Source organism: Cobetia sp. QF-1 (assembly GCF_002213105.1).
In the GTDB taxonomy this organism is placed as follows: Bacteria; Pseudomonadota; Gammaproteobacteria; order Pseudomonadales; family Halomonadaceae; genus Cobetia; species Cobetia crustatorum.
Genome location: NZ_NBVS01000001.1, coordinates 81,881 through 106,784, shown reverse-complemented (window position 1 = coordinate 106,784; position 24,904 = coordinate 81,881). Strand labels below are relative to the sequence as shown.

Annotated in this window: 23 protein-coding genes; 14 read left to right on the top strand and 9 right to left on the bottom strand. The window is 58.5% G+C overall.

Translation table 11 applies throughout. From position 1 onward, the window contains the following. Window positions 1-112 precede the first annotated feature (112 nt). From CFN46_RS00490 to xylB, 8 genes are all read left to right on the top strand, one after another. Window positions 113-1,000 (top strand): carbohydrate ABC transporter permease, encoded by an 888-nt coding sequence (locus CFN46_RS00490; protein ID WP_024951668.1) that lies wholly within the window; start codon window positions 113-115, stop codon window positions 998-1,000. Window positions 1,001-1,066: 66 nt separating this feature from the next. Beyond that, entirely contained in the window at window positions 1,067-1,912 is an 846-nt protein-coding gene (locus CFN46_RS00485; protein ID WP_088742674.1) for a carbohydrate ABC transporter permease, read from the top strand. A 129-nt stretch (window positions 1,913-2,041) separates the two neighbouring features. Then, on the top strand, window positions 2,042-3,289 hold the full coding sequence (locus tag CFN46_RS00480) for an ABC transporter ATP-binding protein (RefSeq protein WP_088742425.1): 1,248 nt from the start codon (window positions 2,042-2,044) through the stop codon (window positions 3,287-3,289). After that, on the top strand, window positions 3,286-4,035 hold the full coding sequence (locus CFN46_RS00475; protein ID WP_088742424.1) for an HAD family phosphatase: 750 nt from the start codon (window positions 3,286-3,288) through the stop codon (window positions 4,033-4,035). Before CFN46_RS00480 ends, CFN46_RS00475 begins: the two co-directional genes overlap by 4 nt. Before the next feature lie 13 nt (window positions 4,036-4,048). Further along, window positions 4,049-4,888 carry an L-iditol 2-dehydrogenase gene (locus CFN46_RS00470; protein WP_051510811.1) on the top strand — a complete coding sequence of 280 codons (840 nt, stop codon included), beginning with the start codon at window positions 4,049-4,051 and terminating at the stop codon, window positions 4,886-4,888. 59 nt (window positions 4,889-4,947) lie between these two features. After that, window positions 4,948-5,658, top strand: coding sequence for a nucleoside/nucleotide kinase family protein (locus CFN46_RS00465; protein ID WP_339379012.1), 711 nt, complete (start codon window positions 4,948-4,950; stop codon window positions 5,656-5,658). Window positions 5,659-5,725: 67 nt separating this feature from the next. Then, a complete protein-coding gene (locus CFN46_RS00460) occupies window positions 5,726-7,315 on the top strand; it encodes a mannitol dehydrogenase family protein (protein WP_088742423.1) in 1,590 nt (529 codons plus the stop codon). A gap of 43 nt (window positions 7,316-7,358) precedes the next feature. Beyond that, window positions 7,359-8,870, top strand: coding sequence for a xylulokinase (gene xylB / locus CFN46_RS00455; RefSeq protein ID WP_088742422.1), 1,512 nt, complete (start codon window positions 7,359-7,361; stop codon window positions 8,868-8,870). A gap of 106 nt (window positions 8,871-8,976) precedes the next feature. On the opposite strand, the gene mgrA is transcribed toward xylB, so the two are convergent. Beyond that, window positions 8,977-10,005, bottom strand: a complete 1,029-nt coding sequence (gene mgrA, locus CFN46_RS00450) for an L-glyceraldehyde 3-phosphate reductase (protein WP_024951660.1) — start codon at window positions 10,003-10,005, stop codon at window positions 8,977-8,979. A gap of 265 nt (window positions 10,006-10,270) precedes the next feature. On the opposite strand from mgrA, the gene CFN46_RS00445 reads away from it, so the two are divergent. Next, complete coding sequence (locus CFN46_RS00445) at window positions 10,271-11,143, top strand: LysR family transcriptional regulator (protein ID WP_024951659.1); 873 nt, start codon at window positions 10,271-10,273, stop codon at window positions 11,141-11,143. A 93-nt stretch (window positions 11,144-11,236) separates the two neighbouring features. On the opposite strand, the gene CFN46_RS00440 is transcribed toward CFN46_RS00445, so the two are convergent. From CFN46_RS00440 to glcD, 4 genes are all read right to left on the bottom strand, one after another. Next, window positions 11,237-11,644 (bottom strand): heme-binding protein, encoded by a 408-nt coding sequence (locus CFN46_RS00440; protein WP_024951658.1) that lies wholly within the window; start codon window positions 11,642-11,644, stop codon window positions 11,237-11,239. 57 nt (window positions 11,645-11,701) lie between these two features. Continuing rightward, window positions 11,702-13,024 (bottom strand): glycolate oxidase subunit GlcF, encoded by a 1,323-nt coding sequence (gene glcF, locus CFN46_RS00435; protein ID WP_088742421.1) that lies wholly within the window; start codon window positions 13,022-13,024, stop codon window positions 11,702-11,704. Between the two features lie 65 nt (window positions 13,025-13,089). After that, window positions 13,090-14,283 (bottom strand): glycolate oxidase subunit GlcE, encoded by a 1,194-nt coding sequence (glcE, locus tag CFN46_RS00430; RefSeq protein WP_088742420.1) that lies wholly within the window; start codon window positions 14,281-14,283, stop codon window positions 13,090-13,092. 67 nt (window positions 14,284-14,350) lie between these two features. Continuing rightward, window positions 14,351-15,850 carry a glycolate oxidase subunit GlcD gene (glcD, locus tag CFN46_RS00425; protein WP_088742419.1) on the bottom strand — a complete coding sequence of 500 codons (1,500 nt, stop codon included), beginning with the start codon at window positions 15,848-15,850 and terminating at the stop codon, window positions 14,351-14,353. 209 nt (window positions 15,851-16,059) lie between these two features. Here glcD and glcC point away from each other — a divergent pair, with 209 nt between their 5' ends. Together glcC and CFN46_RS00415 are read left to right on the top strand one after the other, a co-directional pair. After that, window positions 16,060-16,848, top strand: a complete 789-nt coding sequence (glcC, locus tag CFN46_RS00420; RefSeq protein WP_246116577.1) for a transcriptional regulator GlcC — start codon at window positions 16,060-16,062, stop codon at window positions 16,846-16,848. A 110-nt stretch (window positions 16,849-16,958) separates the two neighbouring features. Further along, complete coding sequence (locus CFN46_RS00415; RefSeq protein ID WP_088742418.1) at window positions 16,959-17,543, top strand: YqaA family protein; 585 nt, start codon at window positions 16,959-16,961, stop codon at window positions 17,541-17,543. A 29-nt stretch (window positions 17,544-17,572) separates the two neighbouring features. On the opposite strand, the gene CFN46_RS00410 is transcribed toward CFN46_RS00415, so the two are convergent. From CFN46_RS00410 to CFN46_RS00395, 4 genes are all read right to left on the bottom strand, one after another. Beyond that, on the bottom strand, window positions 17,573-18,958 hold the full coding sequence (locus CFN46_RS00410) for a D-serine ammonia-lyase (protein ID WP_246116578.1): 1,386 nt from the start codon (window positions 18,956-18,958) through the stop codon (window positions 17,573-17,575). A 601-nt stretch (window positions 18,959-19,559) separates the two neighbouring features. Further along, entirely contained in the window at window positions 19,560-19,979 is a 420-nt protein-coding gene (locus CFN46_RS00405) for a CBS domain-containing protein (RefSeq protein ID WP_088742416.1), read from the bottom strand. Between the two features lie 140 nt (window positions 19,980-20,119). Then, complete coding sequence (locus CFN46_RS00400; RefSeq protein ID WP_088742415.1) at window positions 20,120-21,604, bottom strand: dihydrolipoyl dehydrogenase; 1,485 nt, start codon at window positions 21,602-21,604, stop codon at window positions 20,120-20,122. 101 nt (window positions 21,605-21,705) lie between these two features. Further along, entirely contained in the window at window positions 21,706-22,455 is a 750-nt protein-coding gene (locus tag CFN46_RS00395) for a glutathione peroxidase (RefSeq protein WP_088742414.1), read from the bottom strand. Window positions 22,456-22,755: 300 nt separating this feature from the next. Here CFN46_RS00395 and CFN46_RS17530 point away from each other — a divergent pair, with 300 nt between their 5' ends. The 3 genes from CFN46_RS17530 to CFN46_RS00380 all read left to right on the top strand — a co-directional run bounded on the left by CFN46_RS17530 (window position 22,756) and on the right by CFN46_RS00380 (window position 24,856). Beyond that, window positions 22,756-23,091: a hypothetical protein gene (locus tag CFN46_RS17530; RefSeq protein WP_176426383.1), complete on the top strand. Its 336-nt coding sequence runs from the start codon at window positions 22,756-22,758 to the stop codon at window positions 23,089-23,091. 132 nt (window positions 23,092-23,223) lie between these two features. Further along, window positions 23,224-23,385: a YqaE/Pmp3 family membrane protein gene (locus CFN46_RS00385; RefSeq protein ID WP_035159406.1), complete on the top strand. Its 162-nt coding sequence runs from the start codon at window positions 23,224-23,226 to the stop codon at window positions 23,383-23,385. Between the two features lie 340 nt (window positions 23,386-23,725). Beyond that, window positions 23,726-24,856, top strand: coding sequence for an ABC transporter ATP-binding protein (locus tag CFN46_RS00380; protein WP_088742672.1), 1,131 nt, complete (start codon window positions 23,726-23,728; stop codon window positions 24,854-24,856). The last annotated feature ends 48 nt before the right edge of the window (window positions 24,857-24,904 follow it).

The following is a 24,904-nucleotide window of genomic DNA, read 5'->3' as shown; positions in this document are numbered from 1 at the left end:
AACTTCCTCTCTATCAGGTTTCTCGCAACGTCCTCGCGGCGTGGCACGGACAGCCTTGGCCGGAAGTTCGCCCATCATCGTCAGACGCTTCTACCGTATTGAAGGACTCACCATGTCTACGAGAGCATCCGGACGCACCGTCGGGGGATTGCGAACCCTGTCGCTGCAAGCCCCAGCCGTTGGCCTGTTATTGATGTGGATGCTGATTCCACTGGTCATGACCCTGTGGTTCTCCTTCCAGCGTTACAACCTGTTGATGCCATCGGTCTCCGGGTTTGCCGGTGTCGATAATTATTACTACCTGTTGACTGATCCTTCTCTGTGGACGGCCATGGGTAACACGCTGTTGCTGGTGGGTTGGGTGCTGGTTGCCACGGTCGTGGGCGGTACCTTGCTGGCGGTACTACTGCAGCAGGAATTCTTTGGACGCGGTGTCGCACGTCTGTTCGTCATCGCGCCGTTCTTCATCATGCCGACCGTGAGTGCACTGGTCTGGAAAAACATGATGATGCATCCGGTCAACGGCATCTTTGCCTGGATCGCCAGCCTGTTTGGTCTGCCGGCGATTGACTGGTTTGCCTCTCTGCCGCTGACCTCCGTGATCATCATCGTCACCTGGCAGTGGCTGCCGTTTGCGGTATTGATCCTGTTGACCGCCATCCAGTCACTGGATGACGACCAGGTCGAGGCCGCGCGCATGGATGGAGCTGGCCCGCTGGCCATCTTCTTCTACATCACGCTGCCACACCTCAAGCGCGCCATCAGCGTGGTGGTGATGATCGAGATGATCTTCCTGCTGACCATCTTTGCCGAGATATTCGTGACCACCTCGGGTGGCCCGGGCCTGGCGACGACCAACCTGGCCTACCTGATCTACATCCGCGCATTGCTGGACTTTGATGTGGGTGGTGCCTCTGCCGGTGGTGTGATCGCCATCATTCTGGCCAACATCGTCGCGTTCTTCCTGGTGCGTACCGTCGCCAAGAATCTTGAGAATTGATGACCCGCGCTCACAGAGGGAGTCTGCATGATGACTAGTTCAACCAATTCCGTGGCAGCTGCCAGCATGGCAGTGAATGCCAGCCGGGCTCGCCGCTCCGTCCTCAACCGCAAGCTGGTACTGACTCTGGTGGCGTGGACCATCGCGCTGATGATGTTCTTCCCGATCTTCTGGATGTTCCTCACCAGCTTCAAGACCGAAGCGGAAGCGATTTCCACACCGCCGAGCCTGTTCTTCACGCCCAGTATCGATGGCTATATCGAGATTCAGGCACGGGCTGACTACTTCAAGTACGCCCTCAACAGTGTGGTGATCTCGCTGGGTGCCACACTGCTGGCACTGCTGATCGCCATTCCGTCGGCCTATTCGATGGCTTTCCTGCCGACCAAGCGCACCCAGACCACGCTGCTGTGGATGCTGTCGACCAAGATGCTGCCGTCCGTTGGCGTATTGCTGCCGGTCTATCTGATCTTCCGTGACATGGGCCTGCTGGATAGCCGCACCGGCCTGATCATCATCTACATGCTGATGAACCTGCCGATCGTGGTCTGGATGCTTTACACCTTCTTCAAGGACATCCCGAAGGACATCCTGGAAGCCGGTCGCATGGACGGCGCCAGCACTTTGCAGGAAATCTTCTACCTGCTGCTGCCGCTGACGCTGCCGGGTATCGCATCGACGGGGCTGCTGTGCGTCATTCTCAGCTGGAACGAAGCGTTCTGGAGTCTGAACCTGACCACATCGAATGCTGCACCGCTGACTGCTTACATCGCCTCCTTCTCCAGTCCTGAAGGGCTGTTCTGGGCCAAGCTGTCAGCGGCCTCCACGCTCGCCGTCGCACCGATACTCATCTTCGGTTGGATGACGCAGAAGCAGATGGTGCGTGGCTTGACCTTCGGCGCGGTGAAGTGATCCGCCGCCTTGTCTGAGCAACAGATCCGTCGTTACTGGATCACGCCTGAGCGCCAATGATGCGCCGGCGGCAATCCACCCAATTTGCCATCGCCTGCTCTTGTGGCAGGCGCGGAAAGGAAGCTTACGATGTCCACACTCACGCTCAAGAATATCGTCAAGGAATTCACCTCCGGCAGCGGGGCAAGCGCCTCCACGACCCAGGTCATCAAGGGTGTCGATCTGGAGGTTAAGGACCAGGAGTTCGTGGTCTTCGTCGGTCCGTCCGGCTGTGGTAAATCCACGCTGATGCGCATGATCGCGGGACTTGAGAATGCGACCTCCGGTGACATCCTGATCGACGGCCAGCGCATCAATGATGTAGGCCCTGCCGAGCGCGGCCTGGCTATGGTGTTCCAGAGCTATGCCCTGTATCCGCACATGACCGTGGGCGAGAACATGGGCTTCAGCTTGAAGCTTGCCGGTGTCTCCAAGGAAGAGCGTGCCAATAAGGTCAATGCGGCGGCGGACGTGCTGCAGCTGGGGCCGCTGCTGGACCGCAAGCCCAAGGCACTCTCCGGTGGTCAGCGTCAGCGTGTCGCCATCGGCCGCGCCATCGTGCGTAACCCGAGCATCTTCCTGTTCGATGAGCCGCTCTCGAATCTGGATGCCGCACTGCGTGTACAGATGCGTATCGAGCTGGCGCGTCTACATGCTGAGCTCAAGGCGACCATGATCTACGTGACCCACGACCAGATTGAAGCCATGACCATGGCAGACAAGATTGTCGTGCTGCAAGGTGGCGTGGTCGAGCAGATCGGTTCGCCGATGGAGCTTTACCACCATCCGCGCAACCGCTTCGTGGCAGGCTTCATTGGCTCGCCGAAGATGAACTTCCTTGATGTGACTGTCACGGACGTGCAGGCCGAAGGCGTAACGGTACGTCTGCCGGATGACAGCGAGAGCCTGGTTCGGGTCGCTGGCCAGCCCGAGGCCGGCTCGGCAGTCAGCGTGGGTGATCGCCTGACAATGGGCGTGCGTCCGGAGCACCTCATCCTGGATGACAGTGGTCCGTTGGGTGGTCAGGTTCAGGTCATCGAGCGTCTGGGCGGAGTGACGTCGCTGTACCTGGCATCGCCGGATGGCTCGGGTGACGGCAAGATTGGGGGGCTCAAGGCTGACGACCAAGCAGATAGTGGTTGGATTCTGATCGCTGACGGTGATGTGGCGAGCCGCGTCGGAGATAATATTCGTTACACCTTTGATTCGGCACGCGCGCATCTGTTCACGAGCGATGGCTTGGCGTTGCCAAGTCTTGATCGCCATCCGCTGACGGGTCTGACGCGTCAGGACAATTCCTTGTCCAGCGTGTCTGCCGCGCAGGCGACGGACGTATGAACGGCGACGACCACCGCTCAGTGAGCGGACAGCCCTCTGCTACAAGAACAGTGCTCCAGCAGGTGATTTTCGATTGTGATGGTGTGCTGGTCGACAGTGAAGTGCTGGCCGAGCAGGTATTGACTCAGCAGCTTGCCAAATGGCTGCCAGATCTGGATGCCGAAACCGAACTGCGTGCAGCACTGGGCATGACAACCGATGCCATCCTCGCGCACCTGGAAGCCATGAGTGCCCATCAGCTGCCCGAGCAAGCACTGGAGCGTATCGACTCGGCCATCGAATCACGACTGGCAGATGAACTTGTCGCCATTGATGGCGTGGCAGAGTTGCTGGAGCAGCTTTCGTTGCAGGGCATGGCAATGGCGATCGTCTCCAATAGCTCAGCGCGGCGGGTGAAAGCCTCGCTGGCGGCAACGGGGCTGGATCGTTGGTTGGGTTCGGTGCCGCTCTTTACGGCTGAGCAGGTCGCCGTGCCGAAACCAGCCCCTGATGTCTATCAGCTGGCCTTGCGCCGTCTGGGACGTGATGTGAGCGAGTGTGTCGTGGTCGAAGACAGTCTGGCGGGAGTCACGGCTGCCGTGGCGGCAGGCCTGCGGGTGATTGGTTTTACCGGGGCTGGTCACATCCCACCGGGGCACGATCATTCCCAGCGAGGCGTCGGAGCCTGGCAGTCCACGGCGAGTATGGCCGAGGTTTCTAGCTTGATCAGCAGCTTGCTCACGGATGACGCGCTAGCAAAGGAGTAGTCGCATGAGCCAGATGACAGCACACACCAGCGATAGCGCTCAACAACCTCGTGATATTCCCTCGCGCAAGCTGGTCGGCAAGGTGGCCGTAGTGACGGGCGGTGCCGGGGGGATTGGTCTGGCGATTGCCACGCGCTATGTTCAGGAAGGTGCCAGCGTGGCGTTGGCAGATATCGATATCGAGAGTGCGAATCGCTCGGCAGTGGCATTGCGTCAACAGGAGGGGTCGCAGGCCCGCGTACTGGCAGTGGAGTTGGATGTCACGTCCAGTGTCTCGCGCCAGAGCATGATCGAGTGTGTTCAGGCGCAGCTGGGGCCGATCGATATTCTGGTCAATAACGCTGCGGTCTTTGACATGGCGCCGGTACTGGAAGTCAGTGAAGGCATGTTGCACACCATGCTGGCGGTCAATGTCGAGGGGCTATTTTTTACCCTCCAGGCAGTGGCCAGAACCATGGTAGATCGTGGTCAGGGAGGGCGCATCATCAACATGGCCTCGCAGGCCGGACGTCGCGGCGAAGCGCTGGTCAGTGCCTATTGCGCCTCCAAGGCAGCAGTGATTAGCCTGACTCAGTCCTGCGGACTCGATCTCATCAAGCACGGTATCAACGTCAATGGTATTGCGCCCGGTGTCGTGGATACGCCGATGTGGGATGAGGTAGACGCGCTATTTGCGCATCATGAGCACCGACCGCTCGGTGAAAAAAAGCGTTTGGTCGGGGAGGCCGTGCCTTTCGGGCGCATGGGGCGCCCGCAGGACCATGCAGGTGCTGCCGTATTTCTGGCCTGTGAGGACAGCGATTTTGTCGTTGCTCAGACACTCAATGTCGACGGTGGCAACTGGATGAGCTAAGGATGGGGAACATGTTCCCTCCTGTTGCAAGGTTGTGCATCCATGAATGAGGTAGCCACGTGACATCTTTACCCAATTCTTGTCTGGCCCACATGGTGCCGGAACTTGGTGATATGGCCAGTCGCATACTGGCTCAACATGCCCGTAGTCAGCGTCCACGCACGGTCGTGGCGCTGGCAGGTCCGCCGGCGGCAGGCAAGTCGACGCTCTCTGAGCGTCTGTGCGAAGCATTGAATGCGCTGGAATCCGATATCGCAGTGGTGGTGCCGATGGACGGCTATCACTTCGACAATGCTGTGCTCGCTCCGCGCGGGCTGTTGGACGTCAAGGGCGCACCAGAGACCTTTGATGCTGAAGGTCTGCGTCAGGACCTGATACGTCTGCGCGCGAATGCTGGCCCGGTCGCTGTGCCCGTGTTCGACCGACCGCTGGATCTGGCGCGCGCCGGTGGGCGTATCGTCGAATCCCATCACCGTATCGTGCTGGTAGAAGGTAACTATCTACTGTTGGAGCACCCCTTGTGGGACACGCTTTCGGCGCTATACGACCTGAGTATCTTTCTCGATATCGAGGATGAAGTGCTGATTCCTCGTCTACTGAACCGTTGGCGGGAAATGGGGCAGGATGCGCGTGGTGCTCATGATCGCACGCATCATAAGGACATGCTCAACGCCCATCTGATCAAGACTGCCTCGCGGTCTGCCGATTGGCGTTGGCGTCTGGCAGACACACCCATTGCCAGGGAAGACGTACTGCCTCCGTCGGTTTGATTCTCTTATCTGTTGTTTACAGCCTTTGCTGTTGTTCATAGCCTTTATTGCCCCAAGGAGTGCCATCATGGCGGTGTCGACATCTACACCTTCTGCTTGTGTGTCCCTGACTCAAGCAGTGCTGGATAAGCCACAGGGGCTGAACAACAGCATTGCGCTGCCGGGGTATGATCGTCGCAGGCTCACCGCCGGGATCGTGCACTTTGGTGTCGGTGGCTTTCATCGCGCTCATCAAGCCATGTATCTAGATCAGTTGATGAACCAGGGTGAGGCACATGATTGGGGTATCGTGGGTGTTGGCGCGATGCCCGGTGATCGGCGCATGCAGGAGGCACTGGCGGCTCAAGACTATCTGTTCACACTGATGGTCAAGCACTCGGATGGGCGTATCGACGCACGGGTAATCGGCAGCATGATCGATTATCTGTTCGCACCGGATGACCCAGAGGCCGTTATCGAGCGCCTGTGTGATCCCGCAATTCGTATCGTCTCGCTGACCGTGACGGAAGGCGGCTACAATTTCCACCAGATCACCGGCGACTATGACGTGGATGCCCCTGCCGTCGTGCATGACCTGGCCAATCCGACACGGCCGCAAACCACTTTCGGACTGGTCATCGAAGCACTGGTTCGCCGTCGTCAGCGCGGCATCGCGCCTTTCACCATCATGTCGTGCGACAACATTCAGGGGAATGGCGATGTAGCGCGGCGCATGTTTGTCGCGCATGCCCAAGCATTGGATGCGCAGAGCAGTGCTGGCAGTAATGCCAAGGCTAGCGAGTTGGGTCCTTGGATCGCGAGTGACGTCAGCTTCCCCAATTCGATGGTGGATCGCATAACGCCCGTCACCACGCCGGAAGATATTGCGCTACTGGAGTCATCGTTCGGGGTGGCCGACCGCTGGCCAGTTACCTGTGAGCCGTTCACCCAGTGGGTGTTGGAAGATCACTTTGACAGCACTGGCAGTAGGGGCGAAGGCGGTGTACATGCCGAGCGTCGTCCAGCGTTTGAAAAGGTGGGTGTTCAGTTGGTCGACGATGTTGTGCCCTATGAACTGATGAAGCTGCGCCTGCTCAATGCCAGCCATCAGGCCTTGACCTACTTTGGCTATCTCACCGGTTTTCGCTATGCACATGAGGTTTGCCAAGACCCTCTCTTCATCGACTTTCTGCTCGCCTATATGGAACGTGAAGCCACACCGACGCTGAGTCCATTGCCCGGGGTAGACCTTGCTGCCTATAAGCGTACGCTGATAGAACGCTTCGCCAATCCGAATATTCGCGATACGCTCGCACGGCTATGTGCCGAGTCCTCGGACCGCATCCCCAAGTGGCTGGTGCCGGTGGTCCGTCAGCAGCTGGCTACCGAAGGCGATGTGCGCCTGTGCGCTGCCATCATTGCTAGCTGGGCGCGTTATGCCGAAGGTGTGGATGAGCAAGGTGAGACTATCACGGTGGTTGATCGCTTGAGCGAGCGACTGACGCGTATCGCGCTGACGCAAAAGTCTCACCCATTAGCCTTCCTTGAGCAGCAGGATCTGTTTGGTGATCTGGCGGCTGTACCGCGCTTTGCCGAGGCTTATAGCGTGGTGCTCAATGACCTACATCAGCTGGGCGCACGTGTGACTCTCGAGCGCCTGATGGTGTCTGTCAGCTAGCCTGTCTGAGCGCTTGCTTTCAAATCGAACAGGGAGAGGGCACATGTTGGTAGGTGTGGATTGTGGCACTCAGAGCACCAAGGTCGTGATTCTTGATCCAGCCCTTGGCCGAATCGTCGCCCAGGGGCAGCGCAGCCATGAGCTGCACGAAGGCGCGAACGGTCGGCGTGAGCAGGACCCTGCTGACTGGATTCGTGCACTGGAAGGTGCCTTTGATGATGCCTTGGCGGCAGGTCAGATTGACCCGCAACACATTCAAGCCATCGGTATCTCCGGTCAGCAGCATGGCATGGTCGCGCTAGGTGCAGACGGCATGCCACTCTATCCTGCCAAGCTGTGGTGCGATACTGAAACCAGCGAGCATAACGCTGCACTTATTGAGGCGCTTGGCGGTGAGCGTGGCTGCCTCGATGCGCTCGGGCTCGTGCTGCAAACTGGCTATACGGCTTCCAAGGTCGCTTGGCTGCGGGAGCAGCATCCTGAGCTATACCAGCAGATTGCAACGTTGCTACTGCCTCACGACTACCTCAATTTCTGGCTGACCGGTGAGCGCGTTACCGAGCGCGGTGATGCCTCCGGTACGGGCTATTTCGATACTCGTCGCCAGCAATGGCATCAGGAAATCTTCCATCTCATTGCACCGGAACTGGATGCGCGCCGCGTGCTGCCGAGGATAATCGAGTCGCATGCGCCGGCAGGGCGGATACGCTCAGAGATCGCTGCGCGGTTTGGCCTACGCGAGGATGTGATTGTCTCCAGCGGTGGTGGCGACAACATGATGAGTGCCATCGGTACCGGCAATATTGCGCCGGGGCGTGTGACACTGAGCATGGGCACCTCGGGCACAGTCTGTGCCTGGTCCACTGACTATCCTGATGGATGTGATTCGCAGGTAGCGAGCTTCAGTTCAAGCGATGGTGGCTGGCTACCGCTGGTGTGCACCATGAATGTCACCTCGGCCACTACGCGAGTGCGTGAGATGTTTGACCTTGATATCACGGCTTTCTCTGCCCAGGTGGCAAGCTCACCGCGCGGTGCGCAGGGCGTGCAGGTATTGCCGTTCTTCAATGGCGAGCGTGTGCCGATGTTGCCGCGTGCTGAGGCTAGCTTCCACGGCCTCGACAGTCGTAACACCACACCCGCGAATTTGTGCCGGGCGACCATGGAAGGTGCCAGTTACGGGCTACGTTACGCGCTTGAATGCCTCGGGCCATTGGGGGCCAATGCGCGCCAGATTCGCGTGGTGGGTGGTGGTGCCAAGAGTCCGCTATGGCGACAGATGCTGGCCGATATTCTCAATGTCGAGGTGGTTTGCCCGCAGGTCTCAGAAGCGGCTGCGCTGGGTGCGGCGATTCAGGCTGCCTGGTGCTTGGGGCTGCAGCAGGGTAATGAGGTGACGCTGAATGGTTTATGTGAGCGATGGGTGATACTGGACCTCTCCACGCGGACCTTGCCTGAAGCCGCTGGCGTCGCTGACTATCGCAGCGGTTACACCCGCTACCGCACGTTGCTGGAAGAGGTGCATGGTATTGCAGTAGGTGCCACGGTAGATTGATGTGACTCTCGTAAAACGCCCGCCTTCTGATCACTCAGAGGCGGGCGTTTGTGTGTCAGAGTACTATTTTTACTCGATCTGGGCTTCAGCCCTAAAGTCACACGTCTCAAGCATCTGAGGAGCGCGCCCATAGATTGACATCGCCATCAACGGCGTAGCGATCAATCTCATCGAGTTCCGCTTGGCTGAATTCAAGGTGATCAAGTGCCTTCACGCAATCGGTGACCTGTTCTGGGCGGCTTGCGCCGATCAATGCTGTGGTGACGCGATTGCCGCGCAGTGCCCAGGCGAGTGCCATCTGCGCGAGCGACTGGTCACGCCGTTCGGCAATCTCGTTCAAGGCACGGACTCGCGCAAGGTTATCCTCACTCAGGTGACTATCCTTGAGCGCTCCGCCCCGTGCCAGGCGGCTATCTTCGGGGATGCCACCGAGATACTTGCCGGTCAGCACGCCCTGCGCCAATGGCGAGAACACGATGGACCCCATACCTTCATCATCAAGAGTGTCCAGCAGGCCATCGTCCTCGATCCAGCGATTGATCATCGAGTAACTGGGCTGATGGATGATGCACGGCGTACCCAGCTCGCGCAGGATGGCTGCGGCCTCGCGGGTGCGTTGGGCGTTATAGGAGGAGATGCCGGCATACAGTGCCTTGCCGGAACGCACCGCGCTATCCAGCGCGCCCATCGTTTCTTCCAGCGGAGTGTCCGGGTCGAAACGGTGGGAGTAGAAGATATCGACATAGTCGAGATCCATACGCTTGAGGCTCTGATCGAGGCTCGACAACAGATACTTGCGGCTACCCCACTCGCCATAAGGGCCAGGCCACATGCGATACCCTGCCTTGCTGGAAATCACTAGCTCATCGCGGTAACCAGCGAAGTCGCGCTTGAGCATGCGACCGAACATCTCTTCGGCGCTGCCCGGCGGCGGGCCATAATTATTGGCCAGGTCAAAGTGGGTGATACCGTGATCGAAGGCAGTGCGGCAGATGGCACGGGCATTGTCTTCGTGACTGTTGTGACCAAAGTTGTGCCACAGCCCCAGTGACAGGCGCGGAAGCTTGAGACCGCTCTTGCCACAGCGCTGATACTGCATGCGCTCGTAACGATCATTGGCGGGGGTATAACTCATGAGGGAATCCCTTCTGACACGTCACCTGACTTGGTCAAGCCAAGTGGTGCTATCGATGAGCAGGGCCGATGCACTACGCACCGGTTATCCATGTCAGTTTAGGTTGCCAGACAGGCACTGATAAGCCGCGCTCAGCGAATAGATTGTTTGCTATAACAGACAATCATCACGAGCTCATTAGTATAGAAAGAGGATAAAGAGGCTAGAGTGAGGCCAGCCCACTGGCTCGCAAGGGGCTGCACATCAGCATACGACAGGAGCCTGCATGCAGCAGCACAAGAAGATGGAGCGCCTGATGTTGTTCGCCCAGGTAGCAGAATCCCTGAATTTCACCCGTGCAGCAGAGGTGCTGGGTATTTCACGAGGTTATCTCTCCGAGCAAGTGCGCCGGCTGGAGCGAGAGATGGGCGCACCTCTATTGATTCGTACTACCCGGGCCGTGCGTTTGACCGAGGAGGGTGAGCGCATTCGTTTGCGCATGCGCGGTGTGCAAAGCGAGCTACTGGCATTGGAGCGCGACCTCGAACATGAGCGCCACAGCTTCAGTGGTGTGCTGCGGATTACCGCGCCGGTGTTGTTTGCCGAACGTTATCTGATGGCCATCTGTCGTGATTTTCAGGTGCGTCATCCGGCACTGGAGATTCGCCTCGACGTCAGTTATGAAAGTCATGATCTGACCCGGGAACCCTTTGATGTGGCGTTTCGCGCCACGCGTCAGCCGCCGGACAACATGATTGCGCGGCATCTACTCGACTATGCTCACTGTTGTTGTGCCTCGACCGGCTATCTGGCGGTTCATGGCACGCCTCATCAGTCGTCGGATCTCACCGCGCATCGCTGTCTGCGCTGGACGGGGCACGCCCATTGGACGATGGCCAACGGTGAGGTAGTCGTCAGCGGTGGCTTGGCCGTCAATGATCATCGCTTGCTGAAGCAGCAGGCACTGGCCGACGGTGGCATCATCCGCGTTGCCGAATATCTGGTGGATCGTGAACTGGCCGATGGGCGTCTGGTTCGGGTGCTGGAAGCCGAAGAAGGTGTACCGCACAGTATTTACATGCTCTACCCTCAGCGCATTCAGCAGTCTGACAAGCTCAGGGCTTTCATGGATGCGGTGATCGCGGGCATGCCGAGATAGGCATGAGCACACAAAAAGGACCAGCGTGCCATTCCTTCAGCATGCTGATCCTTTTTACTGCCAGCCTGACGAATGGCAGGCCAGGCCTGAGAGTTAGAGTCCGAGTGCTGCCACACCAGCCTTGGCGATCTGTGCATCTTGCTCCGGCTTCACGCCTGAGACACCGATGCTGCCGGCGATCTGGCCTTCCACCATGACGGGTACACCGCCGCCCAGCATGCCTTCGAGTTCCGGTGCTGACAGGAATGCTGTGCGCCCTCCATTGATGGAGTCTTCAAATAGCTGAGTCTCGCGGCGACCCAACGCAGCGCTCTTGGCTTTCTGCAGCGCGAAGTGGCCGGTCATCGCCGGAGTATTATCGAGACGACGCAAGCCCATCGGATGGCCGCCATCATCAGCGACGGCGATGGAGACTGCCCAGCCGTTGGTATCGGCTTCTTTCTGTGCGCCCTCCAGCATGAGGTTGACGTCGTCGAGGGTCAGTACGTGGCGAGTGATCATGGAGCTTCCTTTCGTCTTGATGGATGGTCTTGATGGATAAGGAGTGTCAAATATGACTCAGGGTGTGGTGGACAGTGCTTCATCCACCAGTTCGATCCAGTGGCGTACCGGCATTCGTCCGGCACCATTGAGATGCGTCTGGCAACCGATGTTGGCGGTCACGAATGTCGTGGCACCACTGGCTTCCAGTGCATCCAGCTTGCGGTCTCGAAGCTGGCGTGACAACTGCGGCTGGGTGACGGAGTAGGTGCCGGCAGACCCGCAGCACAGATGACCCTCCGCCACGGGAGCAATGTTGAAGCCGAGCCTGCTCAACAGCGCTTCTGTCTTGCCGCCAAGCTGCTGAGCGTGTTGCAGCGTGCAGGGACAGTGGAAGGCCAGTGTCTTCTTGCCGCTCGTCGCTGCATTCAGCAGTAGCATATTGTGTGAGTGATCGGCGGATGCCTCATCTGCTGCGGCAGTGCTCACTGCAGCATCCAAGACCTCGACAATGTCCTTGGCCAGTGCACTAACCCGTGCTGCTCGCTCGGCATAGTCAGGATCATCGGCGAGCATCTCACCGTACTCCTTGACGAAGGCACCGCAGCCGCTGGCAGTCTGCACGATGCTCTCGGCACCAGCTTCAATCGCTGGCCACCAGGCATCGATATTGGTGCGCATGCGTGCCCGACCCGCCTGCTGAGCGTTGAGATGGTAGTCGATGGCCCCGCAGCAACCGGCTTCTTTTACGGAGGCGACACCGATGCCGAAGCGGTCCAGCACGCGTGCCGTGGCGGCATTGGTGTTTGGCGAAAGGCTGGGTTGGACACAGCCCTCTAGTATCAGGACCTGTCTGGAATGACGCTGTGGCGATGGTCGTACAGGCGACGAATGTTGATCCGTGACAGGGATTTTATCGGCCAATGAGGCTGGCGCGAGTGGTCGAAAGCGCACGCCCAGCGCCAACAGCGCCTTGAAGCGCGTGGGCTCAACTAGCGCATGGCGCAAACCAGTGCGCAGCAGTCGTTCATGCCACGGTCGGCTGACGCGACGTTCGAGTTCATGGCGGCCGATATCCAACAGCTTGTGATACTCGACGCCGGAAGGGCAGGTCGTCTCGCAGCTGCGGCAGCTCAGACAGCGATCCAGGTGCAACTGTGTCTCGCGCGTCACCTGTGATGCGCGTTGACGTTCGCTTTCCTCTGCGCTGTCGGGATCGCTCTCCAGCAGCTGTTTGATCAGATAGATACGTCCACGCGGACCGTCGCGCTCGTCGCCCAGCAACTGATAAGTCGGGCAGGTGGCATTGCAGAAGCCACAGTGAACACAGCTACGCAGCACCTTGTCGGCCTTCTGGATGTGCGGCTTGGCGAGTGCGGCTTCGCTGAAGTGTGTCTGCATGGTCAGGCCTTCCTTGAAATAGGGCAGAGTTCTCTATTTATCATTGCGGTATCAATGCTTGTGCCTTATAGCCCTGCATATAGTCGGCCGGAATTCAGGATGCCGAGTGGATCGAGCTGCTGCTTGAGCTGTGCGTGATAGCGGGCATTGATCGTGTCCAGAGGCATCAGTGGGCTGTCTTGCTCACTGACCACGCCTGGCGTGTAGCAGACAGCGTGACCGCCCAGGCGATGCGCTAGCTGACGGACGCGCTCGGCAGGCGCATCGCTGTAAAGCCAGCGCTGCGCACCGGCCCAGTCACACAGCAGGTCTGCCTCATCAATGTGGCCAAGCGTTTCGCTCACCGCGGCCTGCCAGTCGCCATGATTGAATACCAACGGCAGCGATAGGCGCCATAGCGCCTCATGGCTGGCACGAGTCGTGAAAAAGGGAAGTTGGTGCTCGCGTAGAGCAGTCCAATGATTGCCTGTGTCAGAAGATTCGCCCAACGATTCGCCTCCTAGCATCGTCACGCCGGCTTCTACGGAGCGCATCCCGCCTTCCAGCCGCAGGGATAATGTACCGGCCTGCCAGCTGGCAGCAGTGATCGGCAGTGGCGTGCGCCCCCAAGCTGTCAGCCGGGTGAGCGCTTCACTCAGTGGCAGTTCAAGGCAGAGTGACTGGCTCGCCGCCGGACGTGGCATTACCTTGAGCGAGACTTCGCTGATCACTCCCAAGGTGCCCTGAGCTCCCGTCATCAAGCGCGACAGGTCGTAGCCGGCCACGTTCTTCATCACTTCACCGCCAAAGCGCAATGCCTTGCCCTCGGCACTGATGATGCGCGTACCCAACACCAGATCACGCAGACTGCCACTCCACGGGCGGCGTGGGCCCGATAGCCCGCAAGCAAGCGTGCCCCCGACAGTGGCATTCGCTCCGAAGTGGGGCGGCTCGCAGCTCAGGTGCTGATGCTGCTCGGCCAGCACGGCCTCAAGCTCAGCGAGAGGGGTGCCAGCCCGCACCGAGACCATCAGCTCCACGGGGTCATAGTGAGTGATGCCGTGATGCGCGCGCATGTCGAGCACTTCATCGGCCTTGACTTTCCGGCCGAGAAAGGCCTTGCTGCCACTGCCGGTGATGCGCAGCGGGCGCTGTGCCGCATGTGCTGCGCGCACCTGTTCACCGAGTGCCTCACTCGCGTCATGTCCGTTCTGGTTGCCGTGGGCATACTCGGCATGTGCCGGTACCTGACGTTGAGAAACAGGGGATGGCTCTGACATGTCATGTCCTTGTGTGGCAGTGCAGCCTTGGTTCAACGCGAAGCTTTGAGATCAGCCGTACGGATGCTCAGAAGCGCGGCAGCTCGGGGTGCGGCAGCTGGTTGTGGTGTACATGCATGGCACCAAATTCAGCACACCGCGCCAGGGTCGGGATATTCTTGCCGGGATTGAGCAGGCCAGTCGGGTCGAAGGCAGCCTTCACGGCATGAAAGACGGTGATCTCATCACTGTTGAATTGAGCGCACATCTGATTGATCTTCTCGCGGCCCACGCCGTGCTCACCGGTGATACTGCCGCCGGCGGCCACGCAGAGTTCGAGAATCTTGCCGCCGATATCCTCGGCCAGTTCAAGCTCACCCGGACGATTGGCATCAAACAGGATCAGCGGGTGCATGTTGCCGTCACCTGCATGAAAGACATTGGCGACGGCCAGTCCCGACTGGCGTGAAAGCTCGGCAATTCCGGTCAACACTGTCGGGAGTTCGCGGCGAGGGATGGTGCCATCCATGCAGTAATAGTCAGGCGACATGCGACCGACGGCAGGGAAGGCATTCTTGCGTCCGGCCCAGAAGCGCGCGCGCTCCTGCTCGTCACGTGCCAGACGAATCTCGGTGGCGCCGGCGTGCTCCAGCACCTCACGCACTCGCGCGCAGTCGTCACTGACATCCCCTTCGGCACCATCCAGCTCACACAGCAGGATGGCAGTCGCCTCGATCGGGTAGCCAGCATGAATGAAGTCTTCAGCGGCGCGAATGGCCAGGTTATCCATCATCTCCAGGCCACCAGGAATGATGCCGCAGGCGATGATGTCACCGACGGCGCGACCCGCCTTGTCGATGTCATCGAAGCTCGCCATCAGTACCTTGGCTGTCTCCGGTTTTGGCAGTAGACGAACCGTCACTTCCGTTACCACACCCAGCATGCCCTCGGAGCCCGTGAACAGCGCAAGCATGTCCAGTCCCGCGGCATCGAGGCTGTCGGCGCCAAGTGTCATCGGCTCGCCTTCGATGGTCAGCACTTCGAGTTTGAGCAGGTTATGCACGGTCAAACCGTACTTGAGGCAGTGCACGCCACCGGCATTTTCAGCGACGTTGCCGCCGATGGAACAGGCGATCTGAGAGGAGGGGTCCGGGGCGTAGTAGAGGCCATAGGGGGCGGCCGCTTCTGAAATCGCGAGATTGCGCACGCCGGGTTCCAGACGTGCTATGCGTGCATCAGGGTCAATCTCGAGAATTCTCGCCATGCGTGACATCACCAGCAACACCCCCTGCTCCAAGGGCAATGCGCCGCCGGAAAGGCCGGTGCCAGCACCCCGCGTGACCACAGGTACGCCAAGGGCATGGCACTCGCGCAGCAGGGCGGCGACCTGCTCGACGCACTCAGGCAGCGCGACCAGCATCGGCATGACGCGATAGGCTGCCAGACCATCACACTCGAAAGGGTGCAGGTCTTCTTCACGGTGCAGTAGCGTCAGGCTCGGCAGCATCGCCGTGAGATGTGCCAGTACCTTGGCCTTGTCGTGTTGCGTCAGCGGTCCATCCAGCGCTGGGTCGTACAGGATATTCATGAGGCGACTCCCGAAACGGTCAGTCTTCAATCTGGCGTGCAGACCTCGCATTGTCCATGTATGAGTCAAGTGGTCTGACCAGACATTCGTCTAGTGACTGTCGCTAGTGCTCGTCTGTTTGATAGGGATGTCTGTAGGGTGTGAAGAGTGGTCTGACCAGTGAATCGCCGCGATTGATGACAACGAACAACGACACAAAGAGGTCAGCAATGCAGGTAATGAACAGTGCTCTGCCATCTGATCTGCGGGCGCCTGAGCAAGCCGCGGCACGTCTTGAGCAATTGATACTCGATGGCGTACTGAAGCCGGGTCAGATGATTCCCTCTGAGCGTCGCCTGTGTGAGCGATTGGGGATCTCGCGCCCCTCTCTGCGCGAAGGACTGAGACTGTTGCGTGGCAAGGGCATCATCGAAACGCGTCACGGAAAGGGCTCAAGCGTCGCGCAGCTGCTGCCGAGTGCTGATATCAGTCCACTGATGCATCTGTTTCGTGATCATCCGCGCACACTCTACGATCTACTGGAGGTAAGGGCGTTGCTGGAGGGCGAGTCGGCGCGACTTGCAGCACAACGGGGGACGCCGGCTGACCGCGTATTGATTCGCCGCCACTATGAAGCGATGGCAGCCTGCATACGTGAAGCGACTGGAGACACGCTGCCTGATGCTCAGCAACTGGCACGCCTGGACCACGCCTTCCACCATGCCATTTGTGAGGCGTCGCACAATCCGGTGTTGGTGCATACGCTGCAGGGCATCAATGATCTGTTGCTGAGCTCGGTGTTTGCCTCACTGCGCAATCTCTATCACCGACCTATCCCGCGTGGGCAGATCAATGCCCAGCACACGGCGATCTATCGTGCGGTCATGGACCAGCTACCCGAGGCTGCGGAGCAGGCGGCGTTGCATCACCTGCACAGCATCCGCGATAGCCTGCGCGAGCTGGAGGCCGAAGATGAGCGATTGGTGCGCGCCGCGATGCGTCTGGAAGGCTTCGAGTAGACGATGATCGGTAGCGAGATATGGCCACGCTCAGAAGAGTATGGGAGTAGCCGCACGGGCCGACTCAAGGCAAAGTAGGCGAATCCTTGTCCGGAAATCGTGTTGCCACCATGTTGAAACTCTCTTCTGCCAGCGATTGGCTCGACCGTCTCAATCACTCCCGTCACGCCATGCTGTGGCTGTTTGTGGCCTCGGTGCTCGAAACCTTGCTGATCCCGATTCCCATCGAAGTGATCCTGATTCCGTGGATGCTGCGTCACCCTGAGCGGCGCTGGCGGATTGCCGCCGTGGCGCTGGCGGGCAACTTGTCGGCAGCGTTGGTGGGTTTCTATCTCGGTGCGCATGCACTGGCACTCTGGGGTGACAGCCTGATTGGACTCTTTGGTGGCCAGCAGGCCTTCGAGGCCTTCCAGCAGCGCTTCAGTGAGCAGGGCTTCGTCGCCATCATGCTGATCGGCATCGTACCGATTCCCTTCCAGAGCGCCATGTTGGTGGCGGGCGCCAGCGACTATCCAGTCGGACTCTTCATGCTCGCGGCACTGATCGGGCGTGGTCTACGTTACTTCGGACTGGCAGCACTGGTCGCGCTGGTGGAGGACAGGGCCATGGCACTGTGGAGGCGTTATTCGCGACCGTTGGGGTTGGTGGGGCTTGTCGCGGTCGGGGCCTGGCTCTGGCAGGCCTTCGTGGAGTAGCCCCCTCACTACGCAAGGGGGGGCTACGCTCAGCGGCGCCGGGCTAACAAGGCCTTGCCGCGCTGGTATTCTTCTTCCCAGACATCGCGTGGCACCATGCTGCCACCGGTTGACCAGACGACATGTGTGGTATTGGCCTGAACGGCAGGGGTGCCCAGTCCTGTGGCCTGGCGCCATGTCTGCCAATGAGGAGAGTCTTCCAGTACGCGCAGCACTCCGGGTACGCCGGCCAGTGCCGAGGGTTCAAGCCTGAGCCCCTCACTGTCATGAGCCAACGCCAGTAGCTCAAGCAGCGTATCGTCGTGCAGAGTGTAGATGCCGCTCAGCAGTGGAGCCATGACGCGTCCGACAAAGGCGGAAGCACGACCCACCGCCAAGCCATCGGCACAGGTGTGATTGTCGATGCCGATATCCTGTACGGCGATGGCGTCATGTTCGCCGGTCAGCATCCCCAGCAGCATGCAGGGCGAGTGAACGGGTTCGGCGAAGAAGCAATGGACGGCATCACCAAATACCTGCTTCAGTCCAAAGGCCACGCCGCCCGGGCCACCGCCGACACCGCAGGGCAGATAGACGCACAAGGGATGCTGGGCATCGACCTGGATGCTCTGTTCTGCCAGTTGTCGTGCAAGTTCACTGGCGGCTGTCGCGTAGCCATTGAACAGATCCTGTGAGCTTTCATCATCGATGAAGTGTGCGTTGGCGTGCAGCTGTGCTTCACGGCGTCCGGCCTCCACTGCTTCGCTGTAGTCTCCCGTATGCTCCACCACCTGGGCGCCACGCTCGCGCAATAGATCTTTCTTCCACTGACGCGCATCGGCTGACATGTGCACCGTGACGCGAAAGCCAAGGCGTGCACTCATGATGCCGATGCTGAGCCCCAGGTTGCCGGTAGAGCCGACCAGGATGTGCTGTCGTGAAAGATGCTCACGCAGGGCCGGTTGTTCGAAAGCGCGATAGTTGTCGCCATGCATGAGCAAGCCGCTGTCCAGCGCGAGCCTTTCTGCCTGCTTGAGAACTTCGTGAATGCCCCCTCGTGCCTTGATGGAGCCAGACACCGGCAGTGCGTGATCGCACTTGATCATCAGTCGTCCGAGGGGCGCGTTGGCGGTTGGCATCATTACCGACAAGGCCTGTTTCAGCGCTGCTGCCTCGACAAGAGGCGATTCGATCACCCCTGCGCTGTCGTGCGTGTCCGCAAAGGCTTCTGCTATCCACGGCGCGAAGCGTGCGAGTCGCGCCGTGGCATCCTCTACTGAGTGCAGACTCAAACCGCTGTCCTGCAATGCTGATGAAGCCAGTGCCTCGCGATAGGGTAATCGCTCGGGGTTGATCCAGCTGGTTTCCTGATACGCGACAAGGGCGGCAAGTTCAGGAAAGCGGGTGATGAGATCAGCGGAGGTACGAGGCGTCACGGGCATCCATCCTTGGGGTGAGTCGTAAGAGAAGGGCAGTGATAAGCAATGTGCTGCACGCGAGAGAGTTGTCACGTTAGCTCGTCAGGTATGGCGCTGTCTGCCCTCGGTGGTGTCTTCAGCGGGCAACGCAAGTAGCCCAGTCTTCACACTTAGTAAAGTACTGTGACAAAAAAGGCTGAATTCTTTTGGATGAGATGGGATAGAAATTGAAAAGGCGCGGTCGTAGTAAGCAAGGACATGATGTTATCGCGATGTTATGTCTGGCTTTAACTGTTCCTTATCTCCGCCATGATCTTTCCTGGCGGTTTTTTTTGGTTCAAATTCAGACGCTCAGTATAAGACTCATGCGCTTGGCGGTTATTTTCGTCCGAGACAGATCGCTTTCAGGTTGTGATAGCTGCGCCTTTCGGGCACGAAATAGCCTTCTTCAGTACCTGTATTGATTAGCTGTTAGATAACAATTATTGAATATTTCATGATGTTATCAAGCCGTTCGCTTATGGCGACGAGCATATGAAAACGCCCCGCCGGCACACTGCCAGTGGGGCGTTTTCATGCGTGATAGAGAGCTGGATGACGGGGCTTATGATGCGGGGACTCAGCAGCCTGATTGCATGATCAGCAGTGCACTCAGCACGTCGCGGCGTGTGACCATACCCAGCAGACGGCCTTGCTCAACAACGGGGTAGACCTTGGGGCGCTGGCCATTCATGCGCTGCGCCAGGTCAGTGATACTGTCACCGGGGCCCACGCTGAGCACCTCGTTGCGCATCAGATCACCGACATGGGCGTGTTGGCCGCAATGATAAGCACTGTCGAGCAGCTTGCCGAGAATGTCCTGCTCAGAGATAAAACCGATCAGGCGGTCCAGGTCATCGACGACAGGCACTCCAGGCAAACGATGGTGCGTCAGGCCTTGAGCGAGCTCGAGAATGCTGGTGCGTGCTTTTACTCGATAACAGTCGCGGGACATGATGTCGCGAATGGTCGAGGGGACCGCGAGGTGCGCTGCTTTCATGGCAGGTCTCCTACTTCCGACTGGGAGTTGTTCGATGAAGGCTGGTGTTCACTTGGGTGATCACCAGCGACATGCAACATCTAATCAGAGCATAGGGCATCCGCTCGTGGGTTGCCTATGAGCGTGGACTAACGAAAACCTCAGTCGCCGGGGCCACATTCCATGCAGCGTTCGACGATCGCTGGGCCCAGCTGCAGGTTGGCGTTGAGGTCGCGTAGTGCGGTGCGTAGACCTTCTTCGATCACCGGGTGGTAGAAGGGCATCTCCAGCATCTGCTCAATGGTCATGCGCTGTTGATGTGCCCAGGCTAGCAGATGCGCGAGATGCTCAGCGCGCGGGCCGAAGATTTCGGCACCCAGTAGCAGGCCAGTCCCCTGCTCACCGTAGACGCGCAGCATGCCCTTGTTCATGCGCATCACACGCGAACGGCCCTGACCCGTGAAATCCACTTCGCCCGTTGCGTAGCAATCACAGGCACCGTAACGCTGTTCGATCTCGGCAGTGGACAGCCCGATGGTGGCCATCTGCGGATCACTGAACACGACTGCAATGGTGCTCTTGCGATGTCCGGCGCGGACTTCGGGGAAGCGACCTGCATTGTCACCCGCGATACGGCCTTCGTCCGAGGCTTCATGCAGCAGCGGCAGATCGTTGTTGGCGTCACCTGCGATGAAGACGTTGCTTGGCTGATCGTCTGCCAAGCGGGTCTGCAGCGTGTGACGGTTGAAGACCGGTACGCCACGCTCATCCAGCTTGAGGTTCAGTGCGTCAATATTGAGGCTATCCACATTCGGGCGACGGCCAGTGGCTGCCAGCAGATAATCAAAACGCTCCGTCAGACGTGCTTCACTGCCGCGCTCGATGAAGGTGATCTCGACACCCGCGCCGTTGTCGTCTTCGACGCGTTCGATCTTCTCGACCTTGGCGTCCGGGTCCAGGTAGAACTCTTCATTGAAGACGCGATCAGCATTGGCACGGATTGTCTCGTCGCGTAGCGGCCCGATGGCACCGCCGACCCCGAACATGCGGATACGCACCCCCAGACGACTGAGCGCTTGACCCAATTCGAGCCCGATGACGCCGGGGCCGAAGACTGCGACGGACTCAGGTAGATCATTCCACTCGAACACGTTGTCATTGATGATCAGGCGATCACCGGCGTTATCGAAGAAGCCCGGATAGCTGGGGCGTGAACCGGTCGCGATGATGACGCGCTCGAAGGTCACGCGGGTCTCGTTGTCGCCGATGATCAGGCTATTGGCAGTTTCGAAACGCGCGTTGCCACGTAGACGATCATGTGACGGGATACCCTCGATGGACTCGATCACGAAACCGACGAAGCGGTCACGCTCACGCTTGATACGCTCCATCACGGCGCGGCCGTTGACCTTGACCTCGCCTTGGATCTCGATGCCGAAAGGGCCGGCATCACGGGCGTGGTGCGCTGCTTCTGCCGCACTGATCAGAAGCTTGGAGGGCATGCAGCCCACACGGGCACAGGTCGTACCGTAGGGGCCGCCCTCTATCATGACCACCGAATCGGTGTGCGCCTTGGCGGCGCGATAGGCACCGAGTCCCGCACTACCTGCACCAATGATGGCAACTTCTACTTGGCGTTCATTCATCTCGTACTCTCCTGAGGGCCCGTGGCTAGCACGAGCCCTTCTCTTGACGGGGCTGGCAGGGGTGACGTTGGGCTGGTACTGGCTCAAACTCAGGCTTGGCTTCAGGCGCTGGTGAGGCTTCCGAAGTAGCGTGCGACTTCATCGCTGCCGCCGATATGTTCGCCATCAATCCAGACCTGCGGCACAGTTGCGCGGCCTGTCATGGCACGTAGAGAGCGGGAGGTCACGCCACGGGTGCCGACTTCAATGACTTCATAACTGATACGAGCCTCGTCCAACATTTGCTTGGCACGCGAGCAGTAAGGGCAGCCGGGCTTGCTGAACAGTGTCGCGAAGCTGGGGCGACCGGCGTCCGGGTCAAGATAGTCGAGCATGGTATCGGCGTCGGAGACTTCAAAGGGGTCACCGGGCTTTTGCGGTTCAATGAATTGCTTCTCGATCACACCGTTGCGTACCAGCATGGAGTAACGCCAGCTGCGTTTGCCAAAGCCGAGATCACGCTTGTCGACCAGCATGCCCATGCCGTCGGCGAAATCGCCATTACCGTCAGCAATCAAACTCAGGTTCTCGGCTTCCTGATGCTCACCCCAGGATTCCATCACGAAGGCATCATTGACCGATAGGCAGACGATCTCATCGACGCCAGCAGCATAGAAGCGATCGGCCAGTTCGTTGTAGCGCGGTAGATGAGTGGAGGAGCAGGTTGGGGTGAAGGCGCCAGGTAGCGCGAAGACCACCACGTTGCGGCCATTGAAGATCTCGTCACTGGTACGATCAACCAGTCGGCCATCACGGCGTATCTTGAACGTGACCTGAGGGACAGATTGACCTTCACGGATATCGATATTCATGGAGATGATTCCTGGGACTGAAAGGCGAGTGTCGGGCCGCGGGTTGAGTCATCGTCTATCGGCAATGAGCGTCAGGTCACACGTGCCCTCTGAAACTTGCGCCAGTCTAGGCAGAAGCTGTGCTGTGGTGAATTTGATTGAATCAAGCGAGTCGATAGTTTTTATTGATAGCAGGGCTGCGAGTGGATTCTCTGTCGTAACGTTCACTTCAGGGCTTGATATTCAGGATCACCAGCCTCAACTAAAGAGGTAGAACACGATAACGTCAGTTAAGCAGTTCTCTGACAAGTGAGGCATGCGATGAACGCAAAAGAATACATGGCCAAGCATGGCATCTCTCCCGACAGGGAAGAGGACAAGCCTCAGAGTCTGGAGGAGCACGCTTGGGCAAGAGCACGTGAATCCGGCAGTCATCGCCCCCGTAGCGGCACGCCGCACGACTGGGAAGACTGGGAGAAGTATCACGAACAGCTGGCGGCTGACTCGGAACAGCTGTCACAGAAAATCGATCACGATTCTCGTGTGAAGGCATCTCAGTCGAAAGAAGCCAGCGATACTGACGGTGAAGGTCATCAAGACAGTGGCAGTGATGATGACCATGTCGGTAGAGACACCAGCAGTAAACATACACATTGATATTGAGTGCATCAGTCTCGATGAATACGTACTGGCAAGATAGGTGCTGGTGCAAGACTGGTGACAAGTAATCTATCGTTCATGACTTCCGTGAGTTCACGGTCGTCACATCCAGACCGCAAGGAGCACATCATGGATATTATCCGCATCATACTGGCTATCATTTTGCCCCCGTTAGGGGTACTGATGCAGGTCGGGATCGCCAACAAGCACTTCTGGATCAACATCATCCTGACGTGCTTCGGTTTCCTGCCAGGCGTCATTCATGCTGTATGGGTCATTACCAAGTTTTGATGCCGTGAATCGTTGAAAGATTTTGAAACCTGAAAGCCCCACTCGCAGACTCTGCGGGTGGGGCTTTTTGCGTTGGCACTTTTTATCGTCATTCAGACGGATGTTTGCCTGAAAGGCACGCCATATATCGGCTGTAAAGGGGCGTAGTTCATTTATCGTATTGACGCACGGGCTGAGTTAAACGCTATTCAGCGCGGGAATGCCTTGTCGACTTTGGTTTGACGCCGTAGGGTCAAAGTGGATGGCAGTGGCGGAGAGGGCGGTGGGCAAAGGCCCAGCGGTTCCCGAGTTACCGCTAGACTCCACTATAAGAACAACATGATGGATACAGCGTATGGTCATGACTGCAGAGCCCGACGTGCCGCAGGAGACCAGCTCCTGTTTTGCTCGATTCAGTGATGTACAGAAGAGTTACGATGGCGAGACGCTAGTGGTCAAAGGCTTCAATCTTGAAGTCCGCCGCGGCGAGTTCGTCACTCTGCTAGGGCCGTCCGGCTCCGGCAAGACCACCTGCCTGATGATGATGGCAGGCTTCGAAACTCCCACCCATGGCGAAATACTCCTCGATGGCGTCCCGATCAATAAGCTACCGCCTCACAAGCGCGGTATCGGGATGGTATTTCAGAATTACGCACTATTTCCGCACATGAGTGTCGCCGAGAATCTGGCCTTTCCGCTAGAAGTGCGTGGCATGAGCAAGGAGGAAATCGACAGCAAGGTCGCCAATGCATTGGATATGGTGAGACTCGGTGAGTTTGGTGATCGCCGTCCGGGCCAGCTCTCTGGTGGGCAGCAGCAGCGCGTGGCACTCGCCCGTGCACTGGTGTTTGAGCCCGAGTTGGTGCTGATGGATGAGCCGCTTGGTGCGTTGGACAAGAATTTGCGCGAAGAGATGCAGTTCGAGATCAAGCGTATTCATCAGCGTCTTGGCGTTACCATGCTGTATGTGACGCATGATCAAACAGAAGCGCTGACCATGTCGGACCGCATTGCGGTCTTCAATGATGGCATCGTGCAACAGTTGGCTACGCCCGAGGCGTTGTATGAAGCTCCCGAGAATGCGTTTGTGGCTTACTTCATTGGTGAGAACAATCGACTTAATGGTGTGGTGAAAAGCCTCGAGAGCAGTGAGGAATATTGCACGGTGTCACTTGACAGTGGCGAAGAGGTCAAAGCATTACCGATTGCCATAAGTGCGATCGGGGAGCGAACTCAACTATCGCTGCGTCCAGAGCGAGTCAGGCTTTTGGCGACCGAGAGCAATGGTGAGTCTTTACCGGACAATGTCTTCACCGCCGAAGTGAAGGAAGTGATCTATCTTGGAGATCATCTGCGAACTCGTGTGTCGGTCTGTGGGAGTGAGGAATTCATTATTAAAACACCCAATGCTGATGGTTATCCGGTGTTGAAACCCGGGCAATCATTGCGAGTCGGCTGGGATGCGCAAGACTGTCGTGCGCTGGATGCCTAAAGATAGCGAACGCAGGTAGGGGAAGTCAGTCGCAATCAATACCGCAGA